The following is an 893-nucleotide window of genomic DNA, read 5'->3' as shown; positions in this document are numbered from 1 at the left end:
ATGGCAAAAGAAAAATTCACACGTACCAAGCCGCACGTCAACGTGGGCACCATTGGCCACGTGGACCACGGCAAAACCACGCTGACAGCAGCGATCACCACCGTGCTGGCAACCAAGTTCGGCGGTCAGGCCAAGGCCTATGACCAGATCGACGCGGCTCCCGAAGAAAAAGCACGCGGTATCACCATCAACACCGCCCACGTGGAATACGAAACGGCCAACCGCCACTACGCCCACGTGGACTGCCCCGGCCACGCCGACTACGTCAAGAACATGATCACCGGCGCTGCCCAAATGGACGGCGCTATCCTGGTCTGCTCCGCTGCTGACGGCCCCATGCCCCAGACCCGTGAGCACATCCTGCTGGCTCGCCAAGTGGGTGTTCCTTACATCATCGTGTTCCTGAACAAGTGCGACATGGTGGATGACGAAGAACTGCTCGAACTGGTGGAAATGGAAGTTCGCGAACTCCTCTCCAAGTACGACTTCCCCGGCGACGACACCCCCATCGTGCGCGGTTCCGCCAAGCTCGCCATGGAAGGCGACAAGGGCGCCCTGGGCGAAGAAGCCATCATGAAGCTGGCTGACGCACTGGACAGCTACATCCCCACGCCCGAGCGCGCTGTGGACGGCACCTTCCTCATGCCCGTGGAAGACGTGTTCTCCATCTCCGGCCGCGGCACCGTGGTGACTGGCCGTGTCGAACGCGGTATCGTCAAGGTCGGCGAAGAAATCGAAATCGTCGGTATCAAGGACACCCAAAAGACCACCTGCACCGGCGTGGAAATGTTCCGCAAGCTGCTGGACCAAGGTCAAGCTGGCGACAACGTCGGTATCCTGCTGCGCGGCACCAAGCGTGAAGAAGTGGAACGTGGCCAAGTGCTGTGCAAGCC

1 protein-coding gene is annotated in these 893 nt (G+C 60.6%); it reads left to right on the top strand.

What is annotated here, in order from left to right:
• On the top strand, nucleotides 1-893 hold an 893-nt coding region (gene tuf / locus AC1RNN_RS19665; RefSeq protein WP_493091414.1), incomplete at its 3' end, for an elongation factor Tu.

The organism is Rhodoferax sp. GW822-FHT02D07, assembly GCF_058802405.1.
This window is presented reverse-complemented; position numbering and strand designations above follow the sequence as displayed.